Source organism: Ligilactobacillus acidipiscis, assembly GCF_900116935.1.
Classification (GTDB): domain Bacteria; phylum Bacillota; class Bacilli; order Lactobacillales; family Lactobacillaceae; genus Ligilactobacillus; species Ligilactobacillus acidipiscis.
Window position 1 is genome coordinate 427,052 of the sequence record NZ_LT630287.1, and the last position, 21,742, is coordinate 448,793.

At 38.9% G+C, this 21,742-nt stretch carries 15 protein-coding genes and 1 pseudogene; 9 read left to right on the plus strand and 7 right to left on the minus strand.

What is annotated here, in order from left to right; genetic code table 11:
* Positions 1-72 precede the first annotated feature (72 nt).
* Both BQ5903_RS01955 and BQ5903_RS01960 read left to right on the plus strand, forming a co-directional pair.
* Positions 73-2,412, plus strand: a complete 2,340-nt coding sequence (locus BQ5903_RS01955; RefSeq protein WP_079578622.1) for an ABC transporter ATP-binding protein/permease — start codon at positions 73-75, stop codon at positions 2,410-2,412.
* Between the two features lie 88 nt (positions 2,413-2,500).
* Positions 2,501-3,856, plus strand: a complete 1,356-nt coding sequence (locus tag BQ5903_RS01960; RefSeq protein WP_079578624.1) for an APC family permease — start codon at positions 2,501-2,503, stop codon at positions 3,854-3,856.
* 188 nt (positions 3,857-4,044) lie between these two features.
* Here BQ5903_RS01960 and BQ5903_RS01965 read toward each other — a convergent pair whose 3' ends face one another.
* Together BQ5903_RS01965 and tnpC are read right to left on the minus strand one after the other, a co-directional pair.
* On the minus strand, positions 4,045-5,355 hold the full coding sequence (locus BQ5903_RS01965) for an IS1380 family transposase (protein ID WP_010499933.1): 1,311 nt from the start codon (positions 5,353-5,355) through the stop codon (positions 4,045-4,047).
* A gap of 188 nt (positions 5,356-5,543) precedes the next feature.
* Positions 5,544-7,061 (minus strand): IS66 family transposase, encoded by a 1,518-nt coding sequence (gene tnpC / locus BQ5903_RS01970; RefSeq protein ID WP_079578626.1) that lies wholly within the window; start codon positions 7,059-7,061, stop codon positions 5,544-5,546.
* Positions 7,062-7,384: 323 nt separating this feature from the next.
* Between tnpC and BQ5903_RS01975 the strand changes: the two genes are divergently transcribed.
* On the plus strand, positions 7,385-8,695 hold the full coding sequence (locus BQ5903_RS01975) for an IS1380 family transposase (protein WP_079578588.1): 1,311 nt from the start codon (positions 7,385-7,387) through the stop codon (positions 8,693-8,695).
* A 168-nt stretch (positions 8,696-8,863) separates the two neighbouring features.
* Here BQ5903_RS01975 and tnpB read toward each other — a convergent pair whose 3' ends face one another.
* The 3 genes from tnpB to lctO form a co-directional block, all read right to left on the minus strand.
* A complete protein-coding gene (tnpB, locus tag BQ5903_RS01980; RefSeq protein WP_079578628.1) occupies positions 8,864-9,217 on the minus strand; it encodes an IS66 family insertion sequence element accessory protein TnpB in 354 nt (117 codons plus the stop codon).
* Positions 9,204-9,386, minus strand: a complete 183-nt coding sequence (locus tag BQ5903_RS01985; RefSeq protein ID WP_079578630.1) for a hypothetical protein — start codon at positions 9,384-9,386, stop codon at positions 9,204-9,206. Before BQ5903_RS01985 ends, tnpB begins: the two co-directional genes overlap by 14 nt.
* A 441-nt stretch (positions 9,387-9,827) precedes the next feature.
* Positions 9,828-10,961 carry an L-lactate oxidase gene (gene lctO / locus BQ5903_RS01990; protein WP_010498722.1) on the minus strand — a complete coding sequence of 378 codons (1,134 nt, stop codon included), beginning with the start codon at positions 10,959-10,961 and terminating at the stop codon, positions 9,828-9,830.
* Between the two features lie 522 nt (positions 10,962-11,483).
* On the opposite strand from lctO, the gene BQ5903_RS01995 reads away from it, so the two are divergent.
* Positions 11,484-12,374 carry a formate/nitrite transporter family protein gene (locus BQ5903_RS01995; protein ID WP_231920902.1) on the plus strand — a complete coding sequence of 297 codons (891 nt, stop codon included), beginning with the start codon at positions 11,484-11,486 and terminating at the stop codon, positions 12,372-12,374.
* Positions 12,375-12,520: 146 nt separating this feature from the next.
* Entirely contained in the window at positions 12,521-15,244 is a 2,724-nt protein-coding gene (locus tag BQ5903_RS02000; protein ID WP_172823818.1) for an FtsX-like permease family protein, read from the plus strand.
* Between the two features lie 412 nt (positions 15,245-15,656).
* Here the strand turns inward: BQ5903_RS02000 and BQ5903_RS02005 are convergent, their stop codons facing one another.
* Both BQ5903_RS02005 and BQ5903_RS02010 read right to left on the minus strand, forming a co-directional pair.
* The gene (locus BQ5903_RS02005) at positions 15,657-16,403 is read right to left on the minus strand and encodes a tyrosine-protein phosphatase (RefSeq protein WP_010498738.1); all 747 of its coding nucleotides are present in this window, start codon (positions 16,401-16,403) and stop codon (positions 15,657-15,659) included.
* A gap of 167 nt (positions 16,404-16,570) precedes the next feature.
* Positions 16,571-17,653, minus strand: a complete 1,083-nt coding sequence (locus BQ5903_RS02010; RefSeq protein ID WP_010498740.1) for an NAD(P)-dependent alcohol dehydrogenase — start codon at positions 17,651-17,653, stop codon at positions 16,571-16,573.
* Positions 17,654-18,162: 509 nt separating this feature from the next.
* Here BQ5903_RS02010 and BQ5903_RS02020 point away from each other — a divergent pair.
* The 4 genes and pseudogenes from BQ5903_RS02020 (at position 18,163) to BQ5903_RS02035 (ending at position 21,634) form a co-directional block, all read left to right on the plus strand.
* Positions 18,163-20,315 (plus strand): annotated as a pseudogene (locus BQ5903_RS02020) (sigma 54-interacting transcriptional regulator).
* Positions 20,316-20,317: 2 nt separating this feature from the next.
* Positions 20,318-20,542, plus strand: a complete 225-nt coding sequence (locus BQ5903_RS02025) for a PRD domain-containing protein (RefSeq protein ID WP_079578636.1) — start codon at positions 20,318-20,320, stop codon at positions 20,540-20,542.
* Between the two features lie 141 nt (positions 20,543-20,683).
* Positions 20,684-21,115 carry a PTS sugar transporter subunit IIA gene (locus BQ5903_RS02030; protein ID WP_010498742.1) on the plus strand — a complete coding sequence of 144 codons (432 nt, stop codon included), beginning with the start codon at positions 20,684-20,686 and terminating at the stop codon, positions 21,113-21,115.
* Between the two features lie 33 nt (positions 21,116-21,148).
* Positions 21,149-21,634, plus strand: a complete 486-nt coding sequence (locus BQ5903_RS02035) for a PTS sugar transporter subunit IIB (protein ID WP_010498744.1) — start codon at positions 21,149-21,151, stop codon at positions 21,632-21,634.
* The last annotated feature ends 108 nt before the right edge of the window (positions 21,635-21,742 follow it).

A 21,742-nucleotide genomic window follows, 5' to 3' on the forward strand; every position in this document is an offset into this window, starting at 1 on the left:
ATGGTAAATTTATATTATGTGATTTTGAAAAGTTTTCTTCATAAAGTTTTTAAAGACAGAGAGGAGTTCATGATGTTAGACCTCAAGCACATCAAAAAGTATTATACAGTCGGGGATACGACAACCAAGGCGTTAGATGATGTTTCTGTATCCTTTCGTGAAAAAGAATTTGTTTCGATCTTGGGTGCTAGCGGCTCTGGAAAAACAACTATGTTGAACGTGATCGGCGGTTTGGACCGATACGATTCAGGTGATTTAGTGATCAATGGTCAGTCGACAAAGACGTTCAAAGATGCTGACTGGGATGCATACCGCAATAATTCGATCGGTTTTATTTTCCAAGATTACAATATTATTACTCATTTAAGTATTATTGATAATGTTACGATGGGTATGACATTGAGCGGTGTTTCCAATGACGAAAAGCTCAAGAAAGCAAAAGAATCACTTGAACGTGTTGGGCTGAAAAAACATATGAATAAGAAACCAGCACAGTTATCAGGTGGTCAAATGCAGCGTGTGGCGATCGCACGGGCACTAGCAAATGATCCTGAAATCTTGCTGGCTGATGAACCTACTGGGGCGTTGGATACTCAGACAAGTCGTGAGATCATGGATCTCATCAAAGAACTGGCTAAAGACAGATTGGTAATTATGGTTACGCATAATCCTGAATTAGCTGAAGAATATTCAGACAGGATCATTAAGTTTAATGACGGGCAAGTCTTATCTGACTCAAATCCATATCAAAGTGGTGAAGTCAATAATGACTTCGAGCTCAAGCGGACTAAGATGAGCTTTTGGACTGCTTTAAAACTGTCTTTTACGAACATTAAAACCAAAAAAGGCCGGACATTTTTAACAATGTTTGCTTCTAGTATCGGAATTATTGGTATTGGGATCGTGTTAGCTTTATCTAACGGCTTTCAAAAGCAAATCGATAATACACAGGCGGAGACATTGTCGCAATTCCCGATCACGATCTCACGTGTTGGGTTAGATTCGCAGGCAGCGATGCAAAACTCGCAATCTACAGGTAAAAAGAATTTTGCCAAAGGACAAACTGTGACTGCTAAAAGGAGTACAGCGGAATTGGCTCAACATATCAATAAGCTTGATACTAAATATGTTGATTATGTAAAAAATATCAAGAAATCGGCAGCCAAAGATATTGCTTATAGCTATACCACAGGCTTCAACTTAGTGCGACAGGTGAATGGCAAGTATCAGCTAGTAACTTTTTCCAATATGGATGAGTCGCAGACACAACAAGGATCAACTGGCGATCCCAGTTCTTCTGTCGGAGTTGGTGGGGCAGTCTACCCCACGGATCGCAACGGAAAAATGAGCTTTTTGAAGCAAAACTACAAAACGCTCGCTGGTAAATATCCGACAAAGAAAACAGACATTGTGCTAATTGCTGATCAACATAATAATGTGAATATCAATGCCTTAAAAAACTTGGGCTTTAATGTTAAGAATAATCAGAATTTGAAGACTGCAGATTTGATCGGAACTCAGGTCAAATTAGTGGCTAATGATGATTTTTACCAAAAGCTGCCAACAGGAAACTTTGTTCCAAGTAAGGATTATAGTCAAATGGCTTCTTCAGCTAAGACGAAGACTTTGACAGTGACTGGGATCTTACGTACTAAGTCAAAAAATTCGGATGGGCTTTTAGCAAATGGAGTCGCTTATAATGACCGCCTGACCAAAGAGGTTGTTGATCAAAATAAAAAATCAGCCGTTGCAAATGCCCAACGTTCAAGTGAACAAAATGTCTTAACTGGTCAGTCTATCAAGGATGCAAACCGTCCTGGTCTGATGACTTATTTAGGCGCTGCAAGTGTTCCAAGTACTATTCAAATTTATCCTAAGAGTTTTGATCAAAAAGATCGTGTGACTGACTACTTGGATAAGTATAATCATGGCAAATCAAGTGCAGATAAGGTTGTTTATAATGACCTGGCTGGCAGTATCAGTTCGTTAACTGGTGGTTTAATGGATGCGATCACCTATGTTTTGATAGGTTTTGCAGGTATTTCACTTGTAACATCGATGATCATGATTGCAATCATCACGTATACTTCTGTTTTGGAACGGACTAAAGAAATCGGAGTTTTGAAGGCACTGGGAGCACGCAAGAAAGATATTACTCGAGTCTTTGATGCAGAAACTACAATTTTAGGCTTGGGATCAGGTGTTTTGGGAGTTGTCATTGCTTGGTTATTAACTTTCCCAGCCAATGTTTTGTTGGAGAAGGTGACTGATTTGAGTAATGTGGCCCAATTAAATCCTTGGCATGCTCTCTTGCTGATTATCATTAGTACAGTCTTGACAGTTTTAGGTGGTCATGTACCAGCCAGAATGGGTTCCAAGAAGGATGCAGCAATTGCACTGAGGTCAGAATAAGAAAACTAAATATTATTGAATCATTTGTGGTCAACTAAGCGGTATTTGACCGCACATACATAGAGCTAGAAGAATGTAGGGAGATAAGATGGCAGAAAATAGGCTTAAACATAGCATTAGTACAGCTGGATTGATCGCACTCGGTTCTGGAGGGGTGATCGGCAGCAGTTGGATCTACACGAACAGTCAATTTTTTAAACAATATGGTGCTGGCGGGGAAATCTTTGGGCTGTTAGCTGCTTCAATTCTAGCGGTTTTCGTTTCCCTTTCATTTGCCGAATTATCGACAATTTACCCTAAAGCAGGGGGCGAAGTGGTTTATGGCTATGAAGCTTTCGGTAAAAAGGGCGGTTTATTTGCAGGTTGGGCTTTATTAGGATCATATTTAAGTGCTCTAGCTTTTTATGTTACAGCATCTAGTTTTCTGCTTTCAGAAATCTTTCCTAAAATTGCGACTGGACCAGCGTATTCATTTGCTGGGGCAAAAGTTCATTACAGTGAATTGATTTTGGGCGTCTTGATTACATTATTTATTTTTGCGATCAACTATTTGGGTGCCGAATTGACAAGTAACGTCCAGATCGTTTTGCTTGCCTTATTGATTATTTTGGGCTTGGTACTAGTCGTTGTTGGCTTTTCTCAAGGTAAAGCAAGTAACTTTTCATCCTCTTTTTATAAGGGGCAAGCTAAAATGCCGGCTGTTTTTCGCTTTGTTTTACCAGCTATGACCTTTTTGACAGGCTGGGAATCGATTGGTGTCATGGCTGAGGAAGTTAAAACACCAGCACATAAAATTGGTAAGATCATTATTCTTTCTATAGGTATTGCTGCAACTTATTACATTTTAGTTTTGTTGTCGTCGGCCTGGATCTTTCCTTGGAAAGAAACTGCACAAATGCAGATGGGTTCGATCGATTCTTTTAAAGCAGCCGGCTTTCCTAAATTAGGTACTGCGGCATTCGTAATTGCTTTTCTTGGTTTGGGGACCAGCTTCTTAGCTCTTTTTTCAGCGGCTCCACGGTTGATATATTCGCTGGCTGAAAAAGAGATCTTACCAAAGTATTTTGCTAAGATCCACCCCAAGTATGGTACACCTTCAGGAGCTGTTGTCTTGACTCTTGTGCTAGTTCTCGGGCTAGGCTGGATGGGTAAAGGAGCACTTACTTATTTCCTTGATATTGGCGGATTTTTGACAGCTTTAGCTTGGGGGATCAATGCTTTTAACTTAGCCGCTGTTCGTAAGAAGTATCCGGATCTTGTGGGTGGTTTTCGTAATAAGCACCTGACTTTACCAATCATTGGCGGTGTGATCGCGATCATGATCGCCTTGGCAACGGTGATCCCTGGAACTTCGGTTTCATTGGTTTGGCCATATGAATATGTTGTTTTAGGAATATGGATCGTGATCGGCTTAGTAAGTTACTTTAGCAGTAAAAATAAATAAAAGTTAGTAGGAGTTTTACCGACAAACTGTTACCTGAATTATTCATACTTTTCGTTGCAGTTAAAACTTTGTGCAAAGTTACTTTAGTGTGTAAAAAAAGCAGCTTTTTGTTAGTTTTGTTGTCGGACTGTTTAAAAAAGGACAGACTTCACCCTTTCCCTAAGAAAAACATTTTTTATTTTGTGAGTTCACAGCGGATATATTTTTAGATTTTGAATCTTGAACAGTGTCTGCCAAAATAATTTATCGAACACATTGGTCTGAGATAAATGGACCCAGACTTGACGCGCATGGTGCGTGACCTTAGCTGCCACATGGAGTAATTTAAAACGGATCGTCCCGACCTGAGCGTGTTTAAGCTTTGTTGGTAAAACTAAGTTCTTCATGGCTTGCAGTATATTATAAGCGACCCCAGCTACCAGCATCCGGAACTCATTGGCCTCAAAACTAGAACTGTCCGTTTTATCAAAGTGAAAGCCACGTTTAACTTCTTTGATCAAGTCTTCCATGGAACCGCGTTGGTGATAGAGGGCAAAGACTTGTGGACCGCTTAATTCTTCCAAGTTGGTCACGATAAACTCATGGTCAAACAGAAAGTTGCCCGCCGGCCGCGTTGATTTAATAATCACACGATAAGGTCGTGACCAACTTTGAGGACAATAGTCTCGCAGGACATGCCATTGGACTTCAGCTTCGGTGAAGTCCTGGTCACCCACTTGGATCAGGTTTTCAGCCCGACTTTGGAGCTGGTAGTTCGCTTTTAAACGAATCACGAACTTAGCCTGCTTTTTATCACACGCGTGGTAGATCCCTGGAGCTGCGAAACCAGAATCTCCCCGCACTAAGACATCCAGGGAAGATCCGTCATAGGCCCGTAAGCTCCGTAATAAAAATTTAGTCGCACCTTGGGAAGTATAGCGATTGCCGGGGCGTAATTGAGCATTCAACAAGCAGCCCGATAAAGCATCAAAGGCTAGTAAAGGATGATAACCGTTGGTCTGGTAGTGACCGTTATAAGCACTCTTTTCTTGGTCACCAAACGTATCGGCATGTGTCGAATCTAGATCAAGGATCAGCTGATGTTGATTTAGCTGCCCAAGAACAAAGTGAGCTACCGAGCCGAGCAATGATTTGACTGAAAAGAGCCCAGACGCTGAAATGTGATTGATAAAGCGTGAAAGTGTCGGCTGGGAAGCGACCGCTTGAGACAAGACCAGCTTAAAATCAACGGCGTGTGACAAGGTATTAGCCGACTGATCTTGGCAGTATCCTGCCAGCAATTGCAACAGCAACTGCTTAAATAAATTGTTCAAGGGAAAGGTACAATATTTACGGTCATCTTTAAAATGCAAGTTATCTTCTAAGAGCTGGTCAAAGTGAATTTGGTGCAGAAATTCAGCAATTAATAAAGTTCCGGCATCGTTCGCTAACTCACCACCGTCATTAGAAATGTTGATCTGGTCATTGAATAAAAGTTTTTCATGATGTAAAGTTGACATAAGGAGCACTCCTGTTCTTTGTGGTTTTCATCGACTTTACAATAGCACAGGATGTGCTCTTTTTGTACGTAAGCAGTGTTCAACTGGACGGTTAGACAAAACCATTTAAATTTGCTTTGACAAAATAGAGATCCCTGACACGAAAGCAAACCTTGCTTCATATCAGGGATCTTTGGCGCTATTTAAGTTTAATTCCAGGGTAAATAAGGCTCTAGTTCTTTTTCAGTTGGGAAAGGTCCCAGCTGAGGAACTACAGTCAGGATTTTGGTTAAATATTTTTGCGGATCAAGGCCATTAGCTTTGGCACTTTCGATCAAGGTCAGCCAGATGGCATTCGCCTCAGCGCCTGCCACACTTGTACTGAATAAAAAGTTCTTGCGGTCGATAACCAACGATTTTACCGCCTGTTCACAAGTATTATTGGAAATATCGATCTCACCATATTGTAATAATTTATTGATGGCTTCCCTTTGTCCTAGTGCGTATGCGATAGCTTTCCCCAATAAGGACTTAGGTAGAGCAGCGCAAGTTGCCAAAGCCTGCCAAAATTTTTCGAACAAAGGCCTTAAAAACTCATTCCTTTTGTTTATTCTAGCAGAACTATTTAAACTGGCCCATTTCTTTTCTTGGTGGAAAATCTGATCCAGGATTTTTAGCGGACCTTTAGCGGCCTGACTGTATTTGGCTGCCTCAAAAAATTTACGGCGCACATGAGCTAAACAACCAACGCGGTCGGCACAATCTACTTTAGGGTAAACCTGATAACCATCACATTGTAAAACACCAGTAAAGCCACTGTATAAGGAACAAGCCGATTTTTCAGAACGATCGCGCCGATAGGCATAATAAATAGCTTGTAGTTTGTCTTTTTGGACCGTGCGTTGCACCCACATTCGTGATTCAGCCGTAGGCTTTTTCCCAGGTTCACGCAAAACCTTGACAACAGTTTCATCACCTTGTAAATAGGGACGTTGCAGCAATTTTTTATGTAGGAGATCATACAATGATCTTAGCATATCTGCCCCCTGAATGACCCAAGCAGCTAAAGTCGGCTCACAGACATTCCACCCGAAACGACGCCAATCTTTTAATTGACGATAAAGAGGTGTCCCTAAAACGTATTTTTGATAGACGATATTCTCTAACAGAGTGGGGGTAGCCAGACTATGTGGGAATAAAGGCGTCGCTTTTTCGGCGCTAAAGAAAGCTGTCTGACCGTTATTTTGCGCCAGACAAGCAGCACAAGCACAAGCGTAGGTTGCAACGTATTCCTCGACCACCCATAATTCGGCTGGTTTGTAGTGCAGTTTTTTCCCTATAAATCTCTCTCCAACAACCTTAAGTGCTTGTCCGTAAGGACAAGTAGTTTCTTTGAGCCGTTTAATGTTTTTAACTATCTCTAAATCTTCTATTTGCTTTTGCCGTTTTTCCCGCTTTTTCGGTGACTTTTGGATCTTTTCTTGAGAACTTTCTGCGCTTTGTTTGTCAGTGTGCTCTGACCAGGTAAAAACACTGTCATCATCCCAAAGTGTCATTTGATTTTCGTTAACCGAGACAGTTTTTTCTGACTTAGTCCCGAATAATTTTGCCTGAAAAGACTTTAAAAGAGTTTCCAGTTCAGCAATCCGCTGTTCATTAGCCTTGTTTTGTTTACGGAGTTCTTCATTTTCAAGTGTTAATTTAGCAATCGTTTTTTGTTGATCCATTTAACTTCACCATTTTCTGATCAGCGATGTAGCTGATGTTTTCAAAAGTTAGCATAGCACGCTTTCAGCATAATTGCATCCACAGATTTAAAACTGTGGATGAGCAAAAAAGATTTAGTTTTCCACAGGGAAAACTAAACCACATTGTTCTTTTGCTGCAGTCTTAAACCTGAATTATTCATACTTTTCCCTTAAGGACTACTTTTTGTTGTTGTCATGCTAGTTCGCATCTTTTTCGTTTTTCACCTGTTGGGTGTACAAAAAGAGCACATCCTGTGCTATTGTTAAGTCGTTGAAAACCACAAAGAACAGGAGTGCTCCTTATGTCAACTTTACATCATGAAAAACTTTTATTCAATGACCAGATCAACATTTCTAATGACGGTGGTGAGTTAGCGAACGATGCCGGAACTTTATTAATTGCTGAATTTCTGCACCAAATTCACTTTGACCAGCTCTTAGAAGATAACTTGCATTTTAAAGATGACCGTAAATATTGTACCTTTCCCTTGAACAATTTATTTAAGCAGTTGCTGTTGCAATTGCTGGCAGGATACTGCCAAGATCAGTCGGCTAATACCTTGTCACACGCCGTTGATTTTAAGCTGGTCTTGTCTCAAGCGGTCGCTTCCCAGCCGACACTTTCACGCTTTATCAATCACATTTCAGCGTCTGGGCTCTTTTCAGTCAAATCATTGCTCGGCTCGGTAGCTCACTTTGTTCTTGGGCAGCTAAATCAACATCAGCTGATCCTTGATCTAGATTCGACACATGCCGATACGTTTGGTGACCAAGAAAAGAGTGCTTATAACGGTCACTACCAGACCAACGGTTATCATCCTTTACTAGCCTTTGATGCTTTATCGGGCTGCTTGTTGAATGCTCAATTACGCCCCGGCAATCGCTATACTTCCCAAGGTGCGACTAAATTTTTATTACGGAGCTTACGGGCCTATGACGGATCTTCCCTGGATGTCTTAGTGCGAGGAGATTCTGGTTTCGCAGCTCCAGGGATCTACCATGCGTGTGATAAAAAGCAGGCTAAGTTCGTGATTCGTTTAAAAGCGAACTACCAGCTCCAAAGTCGGGCTGAAAACCTGATCCAAGTGGGTGACCAGGACTTCACCGAAGCTGAAGTCCAATGGCATGTCCTGCGAGACTATTGTCCTCAAAGTTGGTCACGACCTTATCGTGTGATTATTAAATCAACGCGGCCGGCGGGCAACTTTCTGTTTGACCATGAGTTTATCGTGACCAACTTGGAAGAATTAAGCGGTCCACAAGTCTTTGCCCTCTATCACCAACGCGGTTCCATGGAAGACTTGATCAAAGAAGTTAAACGTGGCTTTCACTTTGATAAAACGGACAGTTCTAGTTTTGAGGCCAATGAGTTCCGGATGCTGGTAGCTGGGGTCGCTTATAATATACTGCAAGCCATGAAGAACTTAGTTTTACCAACAAAGCTTAAACACGCTCAGGTCGGGACGATCCGTTTTAAATTACTCCATGTGGCAGCTAAGGTCACGCACCATGCGCGTCAAATCTGGGTCCATTTATCTCAGACCAATGTGTTCGATAAATTATTTTGGCAGACACTGTTCAAGATTCAAAATCTAAAAATATATCCGCTGTGAACTCACAAAATAAAAAATGTTTTTCTTAGGGAAAGGGTGAAGTCTGTCCTTTTTTAAACAGTCCGACAACAAAACTAACAAAAAGCTGCTTTTTTTACACACTAAAGTAACTTTGCACAAAGTTTTAACTGCAACGAAAAGTATGAATAATTCAAAAGTATGAATAATTCAGGTTAAATGTGCTGGATCAAAGTCATGAATCGTCGCATCTATGGACCAGCCTTGTAGTAAACGGACTAATTGAGCGGGTTGAAGCTGCCGCATTTCAGCTTGGTTCCTCGGCCATTGAAGACGACCGTCTTCAAAACGCTTGTAAAGCAACAAAAAGCCATCTTTCTGCCACAGGAGTCCCTTAAAACGATCTTTGCGACTACCACAGAATAAAAATAAGGTACTCTGGTATGGATCCAAGGCGAATTGTTCGGTGATCACAGTAACTAAACCGTCAATTCCTTTGCGAAGGTCAGTTTTCCCAGTTGCCAAATAGATCCGGTCGAGCTGGGACAAATCAAGCATCGTCATGCGTAAACACCGCCTTCAAAAAAGCATCTAGGATATAATTATTGATCCGATTATAAATGACGCCAGTCTTATTTTGATCTACACGCAACTGCATGGCTTTTTGCGGCTTATAATCTTTGTTTTTAAGCGCAGCCACCTTAACTTGCACAAATTCTGGTTTATCTTCCAAAAAATCACCTCTAGCTAATTGAATAAGGTAATTGTATAAGAATCAGCTTCTACTTGAAATCCGTCCAGTTGAACACTGCTTACTTTTGTACACCCAACAGGTGAAAAACGAAAAAGATGCGAACTAGCATGACAACAACAAAAAGTAGTCCTTAAGGGAAAAGTATGAATAATTCAGGTGTTAAGATGTTGGTAAAGCTTTTTTTATTAAAAATTTTTATCAATGGTAGGTTAAAAAGAGAATAGGATATAAAAATTGTTAAGTTGTTGTCCACTGACTTGTTAGTTTAAGAAGCGGTGTATATTTTAGGAAACATAATGTTAATTATTATTTTGCCAGACCGTTTTTAGAGGATACTATTAAAGAATACAAAAAACAGCGACATTCATTGAAATTTGAAATGAATGCCGCTGTTTTTGCGATCAGGTATTAGTGTTTATTTTAAAATAATTTCAGATCATTTAAGGTACTAAATGCTGGATCATACGGATTATCACGTAATTCAAAATGTTTGATGTCTTCGACCGTTTGAGTACCAGCTAATTGCATTACTAATTTTAACTCAGCTTGCAATTTTTCGAAAACTTGTTTAACACCGACGCTGCCGCCAAGAGCTAAACCATAGATAGCAGGACGCCCTAAAGCAACAACATCAGCACCTGAAGCGATTGCTTTGAAGATATGCTGGCCCCGGCGAATGCCAGAGTCAAAAATAACTGGAACACGATGATCAACTGCTTTAGCAACTTCTTGCAATGAATCGAAAGCGGCAGGGCCGCCATCTAATTGGCGACCGCCATGGTTTGAGACCCAGATCCCTGCAGCGCCAGCAGATAAAGCACGGTCAACATCTTCTTTACTTTGTGGTCCTTTAACATAAACAGGAAGCCCAGAATATTCAGCAATAAATTCGACGTCCTTAGTAGAAAGCTTTTGTTTAGCTGATTTATAAACATAATCCATTGTTTTACCAACACTGTCCGGTAAATATTCTTGCACGATAGGAAGTGTCACAGGGAAAGTGAATCCATTGCGGGCATCAGTTTCACGATTACCGCCAACCATCGCATCGGCTGTCAACACGATCGCCTTAATTCCTTGTTCTTTCACACGATCCATGATATGGCGGTTTATGCCATTATCTTTGCTGAAATAGAATTGGAACCATTCAGGTGCCCCATTCAAAGCTTGTGTTACTTCTGGCAGGTCAACTGATGAATATGAGCTGACTGTATAAATCGAACCAAAATCAGCAACTCCCTTAGCACTGGCAACTTCACCTTGCTCGTTAGCTAATTTGTGTGCGGCAACAGGTGCCATGATCATTGGTGCCGTAAGTTCTTCTCCAGCAAAAGTAGTTTTTGTTTCAGGTTCTTCAACATCCATTAATGTATGAGGTACGATCAATTTATGGTTAAAAGAACGAAAGTTTTCATGTAATGTGAATGTGTCCCCAGCACCACTGGCAATATAGCCGAATGCCCCCTTCGGTACTACTTTTTGTGCCATTTTTTCCAAATCATCAACATTAATGAAATCGACCGGTCCTTCTGCATTGCTTGTTTTGAAATCCATTATAATATCCCCCTAAAAAGTTTTTGTTGTTCAAATAGAAGACTTTGTGAATATAACTAAGAGTTTAAAAGGAGATTTTTATGCAGGTCAACATTATGTAATATCTGTTATCTTCTTTTAAATTTTACTTATAGACACTAAATAAAAAAGTTATTGAATTGAATAAATTAAAATTGATAGCTTTGAATCAACAGTTAATATTATAAGCCCAATAGGAAACCGTTTTCAACCCCTTTGGTGAAATTTATTGTACAAAATATAAATCTTTTTGGAATTACAAAAAAGCTTTGACATCAGCATAAAATTATATTACTATAACTTCATTGATCGTATGACAGCGCTTGCATTAACTTGGGAAGGATTATTTCACAAACTTTATGTTGAGCAGTTTTGAAATATTATTTTTATGGGTAGCTACCTCAAAAAAATTATTTTTTCGATCACATAGATTGTCTAAAACAGTTATAAACGAGCAATATTTTACTTAACCAAAATTTGGTGAGGCTTAGGGGGATAAACATCATGGAAGCACAAACGCAAATAAATAATAACGTAGGAAATTTTGAAAACGAGGGAGAAAAATTTATACAGACTGTTCCGGCAGTAGGAGAACAGACAGCGACAGAATCGCCTTTGTTTAAGAAAATCGATACCGCTATCAAAAACAAGGTCGCTTTGATCGACAGTAGTTATTGGCGTTATGCAGCTCGATCAGTTTTAGCTACATTATTTTTGACTTTAGGAACTTCGATTGCCTTTGGAACGGCGATCCAAGCGGAAAAATTTATGCCTGGGGCAGGAAAGTTCACTTTTGCCTTTATGTTTAGTTGGTCATTGGTCATGAGCATCTTTATGAATGCAGAACTGGGGACCTCTAATATGCTCTTTATGACAGTCGGGGTATATCGGAAAAAGATCAATATTAGCAAAGCAATTAAAATATTGATGACGTGTGTGTTGTTTAACCTGATCGGTGGGATCATTTTTGGATATTTGGTTTCTTTAACTGGGCCGTTTCAAAACTTGCCAGCAGATAATTATATGTTTACTGGTGTAGCGGCTAAACTAAGCAAGTCCACTGTTCAGATCATTGTTGAGGGAATTTTTGCAAATATCGTTGTTAATACGGCGTTCTTTATCAATTTAAGAATGAAGGATGACGCGGGTAAGGTTATGGCTATTATTTTTGTGATCTTTATCTTTGCTTTTCTAGGATACGAACACGTTATTGCTAATTTTCCGGCATTCTCTTTGGCCTTTTTTGCTTCTAAAGGTGCGATCGCAGGAATGACGACGGCAAGTGTTTTGCATAACTTGCTCTTTGCTTTTGTCGGAAATTATATTGGTGGCGCTTTAGTCATCGGAATGACATACGCATGGTTGAATCAGACTCATTCAAGTTACGTTGATTAAGAATTTAAATGTTTCAAAACCAAGCTGCGCTATTTGGAAAAAAGCGTGGCTTTTTTGATGTCATCAAGAAATGTACGATGGCGGATTTGCATTATTTTAGATATACTAAGAAGGAAGAAAAGCTTTGTTTTGATAGGAGTGAGAGTTTGAAAAAGACGTACTTAAAATCAACTTTCCGTGATATTCGTTTTTCGCTCGGAAGATTTATTGCAATTATTTTGATTATTTTTATGGGCGTTTTGCTATTTGTTGGGGTAAAAAGTGTTGGGCCAGATTTAACAGCAAGTGCACAAAACGAGATCAAGACAAATAATATGTCCGATTTGCAAATTATTTCGACCGGTGGGCTAACAAAAGATGATCAGAAGTCTGTGGAAAAAATTTCTGGCAGTCAAGTTCAACTTAGTAAAGGGTTTGATTACTTAGAAAAGAATAAGAAAAATAATTTGAAGGTCTATTCATATTCAAAAGCAGACAAACAAAATAAGCTGGCAGTAGTTAAAGGTCATTTGCCGCAACAACAGGATCAAGTTGTTGTTGATGAAGTACTTTCAAGCGATTATCCTCTTGGTTCAACGATCACATTAAATAATGATTCTTTGAAAAAAACTAAGTTTCATGTTGTTGGATTTGTGAGGTCACCATTATATATTGCGAATGAAGAACGGGGCAACACAACTGTAGGTGATGGTCAAGCTAATGGTTTTGTTTATATTCCTTTAAAATCTTTTGCGACGGATGTTTACTCACAAATGTACGTGACTTTTGATGATCTGAAAGAAAAAACATATTCTTCTAGTTCATACAAACACCAGTTAAATCGACATATTAAGAAATTAGACAAGGTTTTGGAAAAGCGCAGAGACCAGCGACAGGTTGAACTACAAAATTTTGCAACTAAGAAAAGTGGTCCTGCCAAAGAAAAAATAGCAGTTCAACAAGAAAAGCTTACTCAAGCAAAGCAGCAATTAAGTAACGGAAAGTCACAATTAGCACAACAAGAGCGGCAGCTAAACCAACAAGAAGAAATTTTGGCAGCACAAGTTGGCCAACAGCAGGCACAACAACAACTAGTTCAGCCAAGACAACAATTAGCTGCTTCAAAAAATAAATTACAACAACAAGAACAACAACTACAGCAGGGACAGCAAAAATTAACAGCGGGCAAAGAAAAACTGCAACAGCAAACAAAAATCTCTAAGCCGACCTATTTGACAGATAAACGGACAGATATGCCCGGATTCAATGATTATGCTAGTTTGTCAGATCGAATCGATGCGATCGCAAATATTTTTCCAGTATTTTTCTTCTTTATCGCTATTTTGATCACTTTTACAACGATGACGAGAATGATCACGGAAGATCGACGCCAAATCGGGACGTTACTTTCACTAGGTTATACTAAGCTGGAAACTTCTATGAAATATGTGCTGTATGCTTTACTGACAGTAATTATTGGGACCGTGTTAGGTGTCTTGGTCGGCAGTAAGGCATTGCCGCCGGTGGTTTTCAAGATGACTGGTTCAATGTATATTTTTCAGAACTTTTCTTCTAAATTCTATCCTTTTTTGATTTGGCTTGCCAGTGTAGCCGCTTTGGTCGCAACTCTGGGATCGGTGATTTTAGTCTTGTTCCGAGATCTGCGTGAGAAGCCGATGAATTTACTGGTTGAAAAAGCACCAAAAGCTGGTAAGAGGATCATAATGGAAAAAATTACTCCACTTTGGAGAAAGCTGAGCTTTACCAAAAAAATTACTTTTCGTAATCTTTTTAGATATAAGTCGCGGATGATATTGACCACTTTTGGGATTGCTGGTTGTACAGGATTGATGCTAGCAGGTTTTGGTTTAAATGATTCGATCCCAGCACCAGGAACTAAACAATTTAGTGAGATCAATCGTTATCAAGCGCTGGTTACTCTCAAATCTGCTGGTAAAGACAAAGCTTCACAAGTGTTACAAGATGATCAGCGGGTTACTGGAAAGTTACCAGTTCACATGGAACAAGTTACTTTTAGACAAAAAAATTCCAGCAACCAAGTAGCTTCTTTATATGCTGTTAAGGATCCTGAAAAGTTGCAGAATTATATTTCTTTAAATATGCCGGGTAGCAATAAAACGCAAGTTATCCCTAAAAACGGGGCAGTTGTCAGTCAACGTTTGGCACAGGCGTATAATTTAAAGAAAGGTGACAAGCTTTATTTTGAGGATGAAAAAGGGCGTGAATACACGCTCAAACTAGCTAAAGTAACTGAAAATTATGTGGGACATAATGTTTACCTAAGTGCTGCTTACTATCAGAAAGCTCTTGGAAAAAAGGCCCGATTAAATTCATTTCTTGTTCGGACTAAAAAGCAAAATTCAAAGCAGCAAGATCAGCTAGCAAAAAAACTGGCAGATACTGGTGAAGTTTTGAATACAAGCTACACTGAAACCCAACGATCTAAGCTTGAAAAATCTGTCAAGGGCATGAATTCAATCGTCATCATCTTCATTGTTTTATCTGGAACACTAGCATTTGTGGTGTTATATAATTTAACAAATATCAATATTTCAGAACGTAAGCGAGAATTGGCGACTTTTAAAGTGTTAGGATTCTTTGACAAAGAAGTTACCATGTTCATTGTAAGAGAAAACATTATTTTCACGTTATTCGGCATTTTATTTGGTTATGTGATCGGTTGGTTTTTGAATTGGTTTATTTTAGTTTATGCTTCCAGTAATATGATGGTTTTTCCGGTGGTTATTAAATGGCCGGGTTATGTGATCTCGGCAGTTATGACGATCATCTTTTCTGCGATAGTCATGTGGGTCACTCACCGTAAATTGCAGCAGATCGATATGATCAGTGCATTGAATTCAAGTGAATAAAAAAGGAGTGTAGCAAGTCGGAAGTATTTGGCTTGAGTAATTCTACGAAGGATAAGAAAGTTTAGCAAGCAGTATTATTGGAGAAGAACCCCAGATCGTTTTTTCAACGGTCTGGGGTTCTTTTAAGCACAAATTTTTTAAGTTTGAATAAATTAAAAATGTAAGACTAACATTTGCCAAGTAAGCGTCGCAAACGGAAATGTGAGACCAACTTTAGTTAAGTAAGTGTTGCAAACAGCAATGTGAGACTAACCTTGGGCAAGTGAGTGCCACAAGTAGACAGAAGTTTTCGAAATGTGACTTCAAATAAAAAATGTTACCTGGATAAAAAGATGTAGAAATTGAGTTTGTTTCTACATCGTATTTTGATCTTAGCAGTATTACTTTGTTTAATCTTAGTGTTGAGCGGTACTTATTTAACGTACTGATGGCGAAATTCTGATACAAAGCCATTTTCCAGGCCTAAACCTTCATGAAGATAGTTGTTAAAACTACCAAAGGTATTTATGATCGTGTCATTTGCACGATTTAGGTATTCTGGGGCAACATTCAATGCAATTTGTAATTGCTGTAAATGTTCAGTAGAAATTGTGTTTTTAAAATAAGCAATGATCTGTTGATTAGCTTTCTTACGCAGTGTGTTAGTTTTTAGGTAGTCTTCCATGATCTGATGATCATTTGCCCCGGCAATTTTTAAAATCAAAGCTGCAGCAAAACCCGTGCGATCTTTACCAGCAAAACAGTGGAATAAAAGCGGATCGTTATTTGTGAGCAAATCAGTTAAAAATTGTGCATAGCCGTGGCAGGCCGAATCACTTGTCACCATTTGCTCATAAGTTGTTAGCATGTTTTCATGAGCATCGCCTGTTCCTTCGACCATTTCGTCCATCGAAGCTTGGTTTGCTTTAGCAGTTTGCAAAATGTCTAAATGCGTAAAAGTCACGCTCGGTATTTTTGTATCCGGCATCTTTTGCACTTCTTCAGCACTTCTAAAATCATAGATCCTTTTGAGTGAACAAGAATTTTGTAAAAAATTAACGGTATCGTTAGAAATATCTACGACCTGACCACTGCGAAAGAAAATATTTGGAGTTAAGGTTCCATTTGCTACTGGAATACCTCCAATATCTCTAAAATTAACTGGCTGAATTTGTGACATGAATTTCTCCTCTTTCAAAATTATTTAAGCTTCATACTAATAATTATATGTGAATTTAGGCAAGTTAGTAAATACGTTTTTTTAAATGCTTTACCTAAAAAATAGAGCAAAAAAATCAAGCCGTTAGCAATTTACAGCTTGATTTGGATATTTTAATGATAGATCAACTATTTAGTGCGTAGTTTTTCGTTTGGATAAATAATGACTTTCAAAGAATCGCTTTTGGCGGTTCTTGTCCGCTCAAAAGCGTCTCTAGTATGCTCTAGGTCATAAAAGTCGGTCAACAAATTTTCGGCTTCATCCATGTGATCGTGTAAGATCTTGATTGCTAATGGATAAGTGTTGGCATAGCGGAAAACACCAAAGATTTGAGGCTCATAAGTTGTCATGAACATGATGTCTAGTGGGGCTGCATCATGTGCAGGCATTCCGACGTAGGCAATTTTTCCACCACGGCCTAAGGTCAAGAGGGCGTCACTTTCAGCGTGGTTATTTCCTGAAGCTTCGATCACGTAATCTGCACCATGATCATTGGTCAAGTTCTTAACTTTTGTTTTGATATCCTCCTTAGTTACATCGATCGTGTCAGTTGCTCCTAATTTTTTGGCAACCTCTAAACGACTCAGTTCTGCATCACTAGCAATGATTTTTCCAGCATTGAAGGCGCGTGCTGCTAAGATCGCCAATAATCCCACAGGTCCTGAACCAGAAATGAAAACAGTCGAACCTGGTTGGATGTCCATCAGCTGAGCTGCATGGATCGAAACAGAGAAGGGTTCACTTAACGAACCGACTTCGTATGTCATATCGTCCGGAATATGATACACAAAATCTGCTGGCCAAGTAATATATTGCGTTAAATCGCCGTTGACAGGTGGCGTTGCCATGAATTTCACGTTAGGACATAAGTTATAGCGTCCTGAGCGACAGTACTTGCATGTGCCGCAAGGAACACCTGGCTCTAAAGCAACACGATCGCCGGCTTTGAAGCCAGTTACGTCGTCACCGACAGCAATAATTTGACCCGAGCTTTCATGGCCTAAAATCAAAGGAGCGTTGACTACAAAGTCGCCCAATCTTCCGGAATAGTAAAAATGAACGTCAGAACCGCAGATCCCAACAGCCATTACTTTAACTAGAACATCCGTGGACTTCATTTCTTTGACAGGAGTTTCTTTGATCTGCATGTCATATACTTTGTTTAAAACGGCACTTTTGGTAGTAGTTGGTAGTTCTTCTGTTCGTGACATAAAAAAACCTCCTCGTATTGTAGAACATAAACACAGTATAAAATTCTGCGCAGGTGACAAAACAATTAAATTTATTTAACGTTTACGTAAGAATAATAACATATTATGCCTTGGATTGTTCAGTAATACACTTGTTAAAAAGCATAAATCTATGATAGATCATCTATGTAATTTCTTATCTATCAGGTAAACGCTAGGAAGGCCGAAAACTGGTTTTTGCTTTTGCTCTTGTTAAGTTGGCAAAAAGTGTTTAAATAAAGTTAAGCACTTTTTAATCAGAATGAGGTGAGAATTTGTCTAAAGCAAAATATCGTGTTTTAGACCAACTAAAAGAATTAGTTCACGATTCCCAGAAAGTCACCACGCAAATGGTAGCCGAGGCTGCTGGCCTTTCACGCGGAGTTACAAGTTCGTATTTATCTAAGCTTTATCATGAAGGATTGATCATTAAAAGCGGAACGAAACCTGTCTACTGGCAATTGGCGAGTGGGGGTGATGCTTTTTCTGCCATGATCGGTGCTGATGGAAGTTTGAAAAAAATCGTAGAAGAATGTAAGTCGGCAGTTGACTACCCCCCTTATGGCTTTCCGCTGATAATCACTGGTCCATCAGGGGTCGGGAAAAGCTATCTGGCTTCTTTGATCTTTAAGTATGCCAAAGAAAAGGGTGTTATTTCTAAAGACGCTAATTTTACGGTGCTTAATTGTGCGGATTATGCAAATAACCCGGAGTTACTTTCCTCGGTTTTATTTGGTTATAAAAAGGAGCCTTTACGGGAGCCAATGCCGATATGCTCGGATTAGTCGATCAAGCGAATGGCGGGTATCTTTTCTTAGATGAAGTACATCGCTTGCCCCGTGAAAGTCAGGAAAAATTATTTGTTTTATTGGATTCTGGTGACTTCTATCCATTGGGTGAGAATAAAGAAAGGCATCATGTTCAGGTACGTTTTATTTTTGCTACTACTGAAAATTTGGATAATAACCTATTACAAACTTTTCAACGACGTGTTCCCTTGCAAGTTGAATTAACTGCGATCTCAAAACGTCCATTATTGGAACAGTGCCAGTTGATAGAACACTTCTTTAAACGTGAAGCTTTAGAAATGCAACGCGATATCCGTGTTTCGTATAGTACGGTCAGGGAATTGTTGAATACGAAACAAATCGGGAATGTTGGTTCATTGGCTAATCAGATCAAATTGTTGTGTGCTGAAGCGTTTAGCAATAATAGCGGATTAGATCTACTAGAAATCACTTTGCCTGATAAGCATGACAATAATATAGAGGAGGGATACTGGCTGATTAAGGGTTCGGGTGCCGAAAAACTCATAACAGGCAACACTGATGGGCTCTACTCATCTTTAAGCACATTACTAAGCACATTGCAAAGCCAGGAACGACAGCAATCAAAAATTAATGAACAATCACTGACTTTGACGCGCTTCTTAAGTGATACACGCCGGACATCCGCTAGTTTGAGTTTAGATGATTACTTTACAGATTATATTCAACGAAAAATCGAACATGCATTACAAATGATCAGTGCACGTTATGGTGTCCTCCAAGAAATTTCAGGGCGCAAGATCAATAGAGCTGCCGAAATGATCAGTTTATTGCAGAAAGCAATAGAATTGCCGAATGCTAAGGATGCAGTTATTTTAAGTGAAAAACATTTCCCACGGACAATATATTTATGCCAAAAAACGATGAACCTAGCTGACATTCAGGTAAATCAAGAGTGGTTCGAATTAATTTTGCTTTACGTGATTTTTGGAAATGAAGCTAATAAGATCGAAGGTCAAAATTTGTTAGCAATCATGGTTTGTCACGGTGGCGGGATGGCTTCTAGTATTTGTTCGGTGGTCAATGATTTGTGCGGCAATTATATTTTTGAAGCATTTGACATGCCGATCGATGTTTCTAACCGCGAGATCAGTCAACAGGTCAATAACTATATTAAAAAACAAGGCAGAGGCTATGCCGGGACAATTTTACTGTTTGATATGGGATCACTAAGTAATATGTATCGGGAAGTCAAATCATTACTCGACACGGATCTGTTAGTGATCAACAATTTAACTACTGCAATTGCTTTAGATATTGGATTGCAGATCCAACAAAAAAAAGAGTTTAAAAAAATTGCGGAAAAGGCAGAAAAATATCCAAACACAATGAATGTCCAATATTATGAAGGAATTTCTCAACAGCAGAATATTATTGTTTCGTGTATGTCTGGAGTTGGTTTGTCGAAAGAAGTTAAGGAGATATTACAGGCTTGTTTACAAAGTGAAGTTGAGCTTATTACAATGGATTATCGGGACTTAAAGGCAACTTTGCAAAATCATGATCACTCTTACTTCAAAAATACCCGCTTTGTGTTAACGACTGCGGATGTGCCTGATCAAAATGTTGCTGAAGTTATTAACATCTACAACATTATGGATAAGAATGGTGATTTAAAATTACGTTCTTTACTGGAGCAAATGGGCGAAAATAAGCGAACGATCAATGATTTGATGAATGAACTGCTTCGTTTCTTTACAATTGGCGGAATAAAGGGGCGTTTACGCTTTATGAACCCAGAAATAGTTATTCCTGAGGTACAAGAGATAGTTGCTAACTTCGAAGGATATTATCACTTGGATCTAAGCGGTAAATAAAATTGAACCTTTATATGCATATTGCTCTGATGTTTGAGCGAATGTTGTTGAATAATGACCGCTCGTTTGAACAGTTGAATACTAAAGAAATGAGTGCAACTGAGGAAGAGTTTTATTCAGTTGCTCGGAATATCTTTCATTTTGCTGAGTCTAGATATAATATCAAGGTCGATGATTATGAGCTGTCACTGATGTATGAATTGTTTAAACCAATGCTGCTTAAATAAGAACTGCTTAAAGAAGTGCTTAAAAACTAAGCATTTCTTTTTTGTGCTTTAAAAAAGCTTGAAATACCTGCTTTTTTAAAAGTTGGCACGCCTTTTGCTATATGTTAAGTGTGAATCAAAATAATTGGGAGGTGCTTAACAGTGAATAAGTTTCTTGTTGCTTCACATGCAAATTTTGCTACAGGAGCGCAAAGTAAGATTGAATTGTTTGCTGGCAAAAGCAAGAACATTACTTATATAGCAGCATACAATGATGAAAATAAAACCTTGAAAAAACAACTTGATGATTTCTTTAAAGAAATCACGAGAAAAGACCGTGTTCTGGTCTTTACTGACATGTTTGGAGGCAGTGTTAACCAGCAAATCAGTTTGCGGGCTGCTAAATATAAAAATGTTTTTATCATAGCCGGTTTCAATTTACCGGTTGTTTTAGAAGCTTTATTATCAGCTGAGCCAATTACCGAAGAATTTGTAGATAAATTGATTCAAAGCGGACGAGTCAGTTTGCAAAAAGTTAAATTACAACAACCGACAAGCGCAGATGATGATTCTGATGATGTCTTTTTTGATTAAATAATGATTTAAAGATGAAAGGAAGATTTTAAAATGATACAAGCACTTAGAGTAGACGAAAGATTGATTCACGGACAAATTGCGATGGTATGGTCAAGAGCTTTGGACCTGGATGGCATCGTGGTCGCTAACGACGAAACAGCTAATGACGAAATGCAAAAGATGGCCTTGAAAATGGCTGTGCCAAGTGGATTGAAGGTTATTATCAAGTCTTTACAAGGAGCGATCGATCTTTTATCTGATCCACGGGCAGATAGAATGAAATTATTTGTCCTAGTTAGAACAGTGGGAGATGCTGTTACTTTAGCTGAAAAACTGTCTAACATCAAATATGTCAATATTGGTAATGTTGGTAAAGCGGTAGAGGGACAAAAACATACATTTACGCAATTTGTAATGTTAACTAATGAGGAAATTGAAAATTTACGTCGACTAACTGAATTATATCCCGAAACAGCCTTACAAAATTTACCAGACAATAAGAAACTATTGGCATCAGATGAGTTGAAGAAATTATAAGATTTTTATGATCTAAGTTGCGCAATTTAGCGTTTGATCTATTGAATCTTAACTATATATATGGAAAGTCAGCTGACGATAGTGTTTGTTATATTGCTTTTCAAGCTC

Bases quoted from the DNA above. Each gene is read 5' to 3' on its own strand.
- BQ5903_RS01955 (WP_079578622.1), top strand. From the start codon at position 73: ATGTTAGACCTCAAGCACATCAAAAAGTATTATACAGTCGGGGATACG.
- BQ5903_RS01960 (WP_079578624.1), top strand. From the start codon at position 2,501: ATGGCAGAAAATAGGCTTAAACATAGCATTAGTACAGCTGGATTGATC.
- BQ5903_RS01965 (WP_010499933.1), bottom strand. From the start codon at position 5,355: ATGTCAACTTTACATCATGAAAAACTTTTATTCAATGACCAGATCAAC.
- tnpC (WP_079578626.1), bottom strand. From the start codon at position 7,061: ATGGATCAACAAAAAACGATTGCTAAATTAACACTTGAAAATGAAGAA.
- BQ5903_RS01975 (WP_079578588.1), top strand. From the start codon at position 7,385: ATGTCAACTTTACATCATGAAAAACTTTTATTCAATGACCAGATCAAC.
- tnpB (WP_079578628.1), bottom strand. From the start codon at position 9,217: ATGACGATGCTTGATTTGTCCCAGCTCGACCGGATCTATTTGGCAACT.
- lctO (WP_010498722.1), bottom strand. From the start codon at position 10,961: ATGGATTTCAAAACAAGCAATGCAGAAGGACCGGTCGATTTCATTAAT.
- BQ5903_RS01995 (WP_231920902.1), top strand. From the start codon at position 11,484: ATGGAAGCACAAACGCAAATAAATAATAACGTAGGAAATTTTGAAAAC.
- BQ5903_RS02005 (WP_010498738.1), bottom strand. From the start codon at position 16,403: ATGTCACAAATTCAGCCAGTTAATTTTAGAGATATTGGAGGTATTCCA.
- BQ5903_RS02010 (WP_010498740.1), bottom strand. From the start codon at position 17,653: ATGTCACGAACAGAAGAACTACCAACTACTACCAAAAGTGCCGTTTTA.
- BQ5903_RS02035 (WP_010498744.1), top strand. From the start codon at position 21,149: ATGATACAAGCACTTAGAGTAGACGAAAGATTGATTCACGGACAAATT.